1 pseudogene is annotated in these 208 nt (G+C 78.4%); it reads right to left on the reverse strand.

Annotated features, from left to right (window positions below):
- A pseudogene (locus tag ACTVAJ_RS17205) lies at nt 1–206 on the reverse strand (hypothetical protein); the annotation flags it as partial.
- Nucleotides 207–208 lie beyond the last annotated feature (2 nt).

Raw genomic sequence — 208 nt, forward strand, 5'->3', positions numbered from 1 at the left:
CCGGCGGTGCCGGTGTCGGTTCCCTGCCCGGCGGTGTCCTCGGCGGCGCCGGTCGCCTCGGACCGCTCCGCGGCGCCGGTCTCCTCCGTCTCGACGGGGGGTGTGGCGTCCTCGCCGACGGGCTCCAGCTCACCGAGGCTGAAGGAGCAGGAGGTCAGGGCTGTGGCGAGGGCGAGGGAGGCGGCTCCGGCCGCCGCCCGGGCCAGGA

Source organism: Nocardiopsis sp. KDC1DS13DA1, from assembly GCF_055632325.1.